Annotated in this window: 6 protein-coding genes; 4 read left to right on the forward strand and 2 right to left on the reverse strand. The window is 63.0% G+C overall.

From position 1 onward, the window contains the following. Positions 1-3,359, reverse strand: a 3,359-nt coding sequence (gene mfd, locus KBY58_RS12560; protein WP_255004659.1) for a transcription-repair coupling factor, incomplete at its 3' end; no start/stop codon positions are given. 119 nt (positions 3,360-3,478) lie between these two features. Between mfd and KBY58_RS12565 the strand changes: the two genes are divergently transcribed. Then, on the forward strand, positions 3,479-3,841 hold the full coding sequence (locus tag KBY58_RS12565) for a hypothetical protein (RefSeq protein ID WP_255004660.1): 363 nt from the start codon (positions 3,479-3,481) through the stop codon (positions 3,839-3,841). Here the strand turns inward: KBY58_RS12565 and KBY58_RS12570 are convergent. Next, positions 3,838-4,581, reverse strand: a complete 744-nt coding sequence (locus KBY58_RS12570) for a hypothetical protein (RefSeq protein ID WP_255004661.1) — start codon at positions 4,579-4,581, stop codon at positions 3,838-3,840. The two genes, KBY58_RS12565 and KBY58_RS12570, sit on opposite strands and share 4 nt — an antisense overlap. Before the next feature lie 62 nt (positions 4,582-4,643). On the opposite strand from KBY58_RS12570, the gene KBY58_RS12575 reads away from it, so the two are divergent. From KBY58_RS12575 to KBY58_RS12585, 3 genes are all read left to right on the forward strand, one after another. Further along, positions 4,644-5,387: a DUF475 domain-containing protein gene (locus KBY58_RS12575; protein WP_254933979.1), complete on the forward strand. Its 744-nt coding sequence runs from the start codon at positions 4,644-4,646 to the stop codon at positions 5,385-5,387. Between the two features lie 6 nt (positions 5,388-5,393). After that, a complete protein-coding gene (locus KBY58_RS12580; RefSeq protein ID WP_255004662.1) occupies positions 5,394-5,753 on the forward strand; it encodes a DUF6464 family protein in 360 nt (119 codons plus the stop codon). A 179-nt stretch (positions 5,754-5,932) separates the two neighbouring features. Next, positions 5,933-6,615: DEAD/DEAH box helicase (locus tag KBY58_RS12585; RefSeq protein ID WP_255004663.1), on the forward strand; the 683-nt coding region annotated here is incomplete at its 3' end.

Genomic DNA, 6,615 nt, shown 5'->3' on the forward strand with positions numbered 1-6,615 from the left:
AGGTGCTGGGGCAGGCCCTGGCGCAGCAGCCGGAAGGCGGGCTCCTCCATCGGTGTTTCCAGGGCAATGTTGGGCTTGTCGGGTTTGATGCGGGCAAAGCCACAGCGCTTGGCCACCAGCTTCAGCTCCATCAGCATCAGCAGGGAGGCCACAGGTGCCGGAATGGCGCCATAGCGATCCACCCAGGCGGCGGCCAGCTCGACCAGGGCCTCCTTGCTGTTGCAATCGGCGGCGGCCCGGTAGGCGGCGATCTTTTCGTCGTTTTCGGTGATCCAATCCCCCGGGATGAAGGCCGTAATCGGCAGATCGATCTGGGTGTCGTCTACGGAAGGGATGTCCTGGCCCTGGATCTCGGCAAGGGATTCCTGCAGCATCTCCATGTAGAGGTCAAAGCCGATGGTTTCCATCTGGCCGCTCTGCTCCACCCCGAGCAAATTGCCGACCCCACGGATTTCCATGTCGCGCATGGCCAGCTGATAGCCCGATCCCAGTTGGGCAAATTCCTGAATTGCCCTGAGCCGTTGGCGGGCCGCCTCGCTCAGGGAGGCATCGCCTGGATAGAACAGCCAGGCGTGGGCCTGGATGCCGCTGCGGCCCACCCGACCGCGCAATTGATAGAGCTGGGAGAGGCCGAATTTATGGGCGTCCTCGATCAGGATCGTGTTCACCCTGGGGATATCCAGCCCGCTCTCCACAATCGTGGTGCAGAGCATCACGTCCGCTTCGCCGGCGTTGAAGGCCACCATCGCCGATTCCAGTTCCCCCTCGGCCATCTGGCCATGGGCCACCAGCAGCTTCAGGCCGGGGATCATGCTGCGCAGCTGGACGGCCACGTCCTCAATGCCCTCCACCCGCGGCACCACATAAAACACCTGGCCGCCGCGGTCCAATTCCTGGCGCAGGGCGCTGCGCACCGCCTCCTCATCGAGCGCGGAGAGGTGGGTTTTGATCGGCCGTCTTAGGGGTGGCGGCGTGGTGATCAGGCTCATCTCCCGCACACCCGAGAGGCTCATGTAAAGGGTGCGGGGAATCGGCGTGGCCGACAGCGTCAGCACGTCCACGTCCTTTCTGAGTGCCTTGATCTTTTCCTTTTGATTCACGCCAAAGCGCTGCTCCTCATCCACCACCAACAGCCCCAGTTCCTGGAAGTTGGTGCCCTTGCCCAGCAGCTGGTGGGTGCCCACCACCACGTCCACCTTGCCGGCCTCCAGGCCCTCGAGAATTGCCTTGCGCTCGCTGGTGGTGCGGAAGCGATTGAGTAGGGCCACCTTGAGGGGATAGGGGGCAAATCGCTCCGAGAGGGTGCGCCAGTGCTGTTGGGCCAGCACCGTGGTGGGCGCCAACATGGCCACCTGTTTGCCGGCGGTTACGGCCTTAAAGATCGCCCTAATTGCCACCTCGGTTTTGCCGAAGCCCACATCGCCGCAGACCAACCGGTCCATCGGCTGGGCCTTTTCCATGTCGCGCTTGACATCGCTGATCGCCTTCACCTGGTCAGTGGTGGGCTCGTAGGGGAAGGAGTCTTCGAGCTCGTTTTGCCAGGGGCCATCGGGGGGGAAGGCAAAGCCAGCCACCTGGTGACGCTCCGCATAGAGCTTCACCAGATCCATCGCCACCCGGCGGATCGTCTTCTGGGCGCGCTCCTTGGCCTTGGTCCAGGCGGTGCCGCCCATCCTGTTCAGGTCTGGGGGCGCATCGCTGGTGGCCCGATAGCGGCCGAGGCTGCCGAGTTGGTCGGCGGCGACCCGCAGCAGGCCATCGCTGTATTGCACCACTAGGTAGTCGCGGGATTCCCCACTGATCGCCAGTTTTTCGAGCTTGAGGAATTTGCCGATGCCGTGGTTGCGGTGCACCACGAAATCGCCGGGCTGCATCTTGTTGGGATCGACCGTGCGACTCGCCGCCTTGCTGCGCCTGCGCACGTAGCCGCTGGCGGCCAGGGAGTGCTGGCCGAAGAATTCCCGATCCGTGATCAGCACCAGCTTCCAGGCCGGCAGCTGCAGCCCCTCCAGTTCGGCGGTGCCCTTGCTCTTCAGGGCCACCGGGGTGTTTTGCTCCATCAGCCGCTCAATGGCTGGCCGATCGTCCGGGTTGGGTACAAACCTGGTTACGCAGTCGTGCTCCTCCAGCAGGGCCACCGCCCGCGAGGGTTGGGCGGACAGCAGCCACACCCGGGCCCTCTCCGCCACGAAGCCCTTCACCAGGCCGGCCAACTTGCCAAAGGCATTGGGGTATGAGGGCACCGAGCGACTGGCTAAATCGAAGCTGTTGGCGTGGTTGTCGGTTTCATGCAGTTCGGCCAGGTCAAAGCCGCCGTAGGCATCCAGCTGGGCTAGGGCCTGGCCTGGTTCCAGGTGCAGGCAGGTGGGCAGGCCGGGATGCTCCTGGGCCAATTCACCGGCTTGCTCAGCGGCGTGCTCAAACCACTGCTGGCCGTGGGCGAGGCAATGGCGGCGACCATCAACCGCAATCAGGGTTTGGGCGGGCAGGTAATCCAGCAAGGAGGCTGGCTGGCTCCAGGCCAGGCCCATCAGCCGCCGTAATCCCTCCGGGGTGCCCCCCTCCAGCAGCTGTTCGGTGGCCTGGGCCCCCAGCAGGGCTTCCAGATTGCTGGGCAGCGATTCCCTCAACACATCGGCAACCAGGGGGCCGTAGCCGGTGGGGGTAAGCCTCACCACCTCAATGGCATCAAGGGAGCGCTGGCTGGCCGGATCAAATTCCCGCAACTTCTCCAGCTCATCGCCAAACAGCTCCAATCGCACCGGCAATTCGGCGCTCACCGGAAATAGGTCAACAATGTCGCCCCTGCGGCTCCAGCTGCCCTCCTGTTCAATCGTCGGTACGCGCTCGTAGCCCAGGCGGGTGAGGCTGGCGGCGAGCTGGTCGAGATCGATTAGATCGCCCTTGCGCAGGCTCAGGCATTGGGAGGAGAGGGCCGCCGGTGGGGGCAGGTGGGGCTGGAGTGCCCGTTCGGTGGCCACGATTGCAAAGCGTTTTGCACTGGCTGCCTTGCCGCCATCCCCATCCATCAGCTCGCTGAGCACCTGCAGCTGCCCCCAGGTGATTTCGCTGGTGGGATCAAGGGGTTCGTAGGGGGATCCTTCGCTGGTGGGATACAGCTGGCTGCTGCCCCAGCCCATCAGCTCCAGCAGGGCCGCCCAGCGGCCGGCCTCCTCCAGGGTGGGCACGATCACCAGCAAGGGGGCCTCCGCACTGCCGGCCAGGGCACTGCTGATCAGGGCCCTCGCCAACCGTCCAGCGCCGCTAAGTCGCAGTCTTTCAGGGCGTTTACAGCGCTCCAGCACCTCCGCCGTGAGGGGCACCTGCTGCAGCTGGCGCACCAGGGGGGAGAGGGGCATGGGAGGGGCTCAATCGCCCTTGATCTTCGCAATAGGCTGGCCTGCATTGGGGCTGCACGGCCCAATGGCATAGCCCAGGGCAGGGCGCTCCCAAGACTTTCTAGGCCCACCTCCCTGATATGGATCAAGCAGTAAAGAACGAACTCCTCTCGACCTTGAAATCACGATTAAAGGGAATCGATGAAAAAGATAGATTGATTTTGGTCGAGATCATAGAAAGTTTTGAACAGGAAGTCGCAGAACTAATGGCGACCTCGCTTAGGGAGAGGCCAGCCGAAAGGCCCGCAGATGTTGTTAATTCCGTTCTCCAAGGGGGCCTTGTCAAAACTGGACGGTTGGATGGGCAGGCGGATTTTCTTTGGAGTCGCTATGCCAATGACAGCACTAAATGTGAGCGGTGGACCAGGCAAGTGGTCAATGAAGCATTTCAATATTGGATGACAATTAGATGGTGCAACGAAGCTCATGGAGGCCGGGGTTAGGAGTTGCCCCCAGGCTGATTGCTGGATTCAATTAGTTCACTTTCCAGCAGCATGTTGAATTGCAGTAGCTGGCTGTCATTGAGTTGCTGGCGGCTGGTCAGGGAGAAGTGTTGCTCCAGAAATGCCCGGCCTTGGCCCGCATCCCATTGCAATTGCTGCAGCAGCTGGTCGCACTGCTCAAGCAGATCTTTCCTGCGCAATGGCACGGGAACAGATGCAGGATCTTGGCCCGGCTCCATCGGCTCCAGCGCCTGCAAATAGGCCATGAGGTCGGCGAAGTTGGTCAGACGGTTGCGGCTCGGATGGCCAAAGACCCGCTCCAGGTAAATCGCCTCCTCGTCTCGGCCCCAGCCGAGGCGTTGGAGCTGGAGATCGAGCCGGGCCAATTCACTGCTCCAATCCTCAGGCTCGCTGCTGGCGGGTTCGCTGCTGGCCGGTTCGTTGTTGGGTGCCGTAGCCACTGGCGCCTTCAACGACTCTTTTGGCGGCTTAGCAATTTGCTCTGGCTTCGTAGTAGGCTCCGGCTTCAAGACCGGCTCTGGGACTGGGATTGGCTCTGGGATCGGTTCTTTTTGGGGCCCCAATAGGCCGAGGATTCTCTGCCGGGCCCGATCCTCAGCCTCTTCTGCCGTGACCCCTTCCCCCAGGCTGCGGCCCAGCACCGTGCTGCCCTGGTAGGCGCTCACCCGCACAATCCGCTGGCCGGGCTCGGCGTGGACCAATTCGGCCTCCAGATGCATGGGCCCGTGTCTTGGCATACAGGCTTCCTAGAGTGGCGCCTTATTGGACGCTCTGCAGCAATTTGGAAGCGGAGTCGATCCAGTCCATAAGCCCCCTAATTGAGCAGGCAGATCGCTGGAGCGAAGTGCTGTTGCTGCTCCCCCTGTTGGTGGCCCTGGAGGCGGTGCTCTCCGCCGACAACGCCATAGCCCTTGCTGCCATTGCCCGCTCCCTCAAGGAGCCGAAGACCCAGCGCCAGGCCCTCAACCTCGGTCTGGCCCTGGCCCTGGTGTTTCGTTTGGCCCTGATCGTGGCGGCCCAATGGGTCCTGAAGTTTTGGCCCCTGCAGCTGCTGGCCTCCGGCTATCTGTTTTGGTTGTGTGGCAGCCACCTGCTCAAGGTCTGGCGAGGCAACCAGGAGGAAGGGGCCGAGGGGGCTGAGGGGGCCGATCCGGTTCCAGCCCAGGGCTTGCGCTCGGGTCTGGGATCGGTGGTGGTCACCTTGGCTGTCACCGATTTGGCCTTTTCGCTCGACAGTGTGGCCGCAGCGGTGGCGGTCACCGATCGAATCGTGCTGGTGATGGCCGGTGGGGTGATTGGGGTGGTGGCCCTACGCCTGACGGCGGAGCTGTTTATCCGCTGGCTCGAGGTTTATAGGCACCTGGAAACGGCGGGGTATTTGGCGGTGGGTTTTGTGGGGCTGCGCCTCTTGGCTCGCCTGATCCTGCCGGACCTCGATCCGCCGGAATGGGCGTTGCTGGCCGTGGTGGCCGCCCTATTTGCCTGGGGGTTTTCCCAACGCAACCCCAGCCTGGAGGAGGCCTAGATCCCTTTGCAGATCGAACTGCGCCAGATCGGCAGTGACCGTTTGCTGGAATCGATCGAGGTTGAATCGCTGGCGGAGGTGCCCCAGCCTGGCCGTTGGCTGGTGATAGATCAGCGCAGTTTTTTGGTGCTACAGCGCAGCCATCGCTACCAGCTGTGCAACGGTAGTTATGAGCTGGCAACGGTGGCTCTCCAGGTGAAGGCCCAGGTCCAGCCAAGGGATGCCCTCTGGTGGCAAAACCAGTGGGTGATTGGCAATCCAGACTGCCACTTCAACGCCCGCAGCCCCCTGTTGCGCTGTGCCGTCTTTCCCGACGGGCCCTGCACCAGCTGCGGCCACTACAGGCCCCGGCCTGATGGCCCCTAGGCTTAACCGACAACGCTTCTGCGGCGATTACCCAATCCATATCTGCTTCAACTGCTTTTGGCGAGGGCCAGGCTTCCTCCTTTGATGCCTTTGGCCTGGGTGCCCCAATTCTTAAAGCCGTAGCGGAGAAGGGCTACACCCAGCCTTCACCGATCCAGGCCCAGTGCATCCCCGCTGTGATGGCTGGCCGGGATGTGATGGCTGCCGCCCAAACGGGTACCGGCAAAACCGCCGGCTTCACCCTGCCGATGCTGGAGCGGCTCCGCCATGGCCCCCATGCCAAGGCCGGCATCGTGCGGGCCCTAGTGCTCACCCCCACCCGTGAACTGGCGGCCCAGGTGGCCGAAAGCGTGCGGGCCTACGGCCGCTATCTCGACCTCCGCAGTGATGTGGTGTTCGGTGGGGTGAAGGTGAATCCCCAGATCTCGCGCCTCCAGAAGGGAACCGACATCCTGGTGGCCACCCCTGGCCGGCTGATGGACCTCCATCAGCAGCGGGCCCTGCGCCTGGACCGGGTGGAGATCCTGGTGCTGGATGAGGCGGATCGGATGCTCGACATGGGCTTCATCCGGGATATCCAAAAGATCCTGGCCCTGGTGCCGCCCAAGCGCCAAAACCTGCTTTTCTCAGCCACCTTTTCCGGCGAAATTCGCAAGCTGGCCACCGGGCTCCTGCACCAGCCAGTGCAGCTCCAGGCCAGCCCCGAAAACCGCACGGCAGCCACTGTTGAGCATTTGCTCCATCCCTGCGACATGGATCGCAAGGGGGATCTGCTCAGCCATTTGATTCGCAGCAACGACTGGCAGCAGGTGCTGGTGTTTTCGCGCACCAAGCACGGCGCCAACCGCATGGCCGAGCGCCT

Origin of the sequence: Cyanobium sp. HWJ4-Hawea, from assembly GCF_024345815.1 — a bacterium.
Lineage (GTDB): Bacteria > Cyanobacteriota > Cyanobacteriia > PCC-6307 > Cyanobiaceae > Cyanobium_A.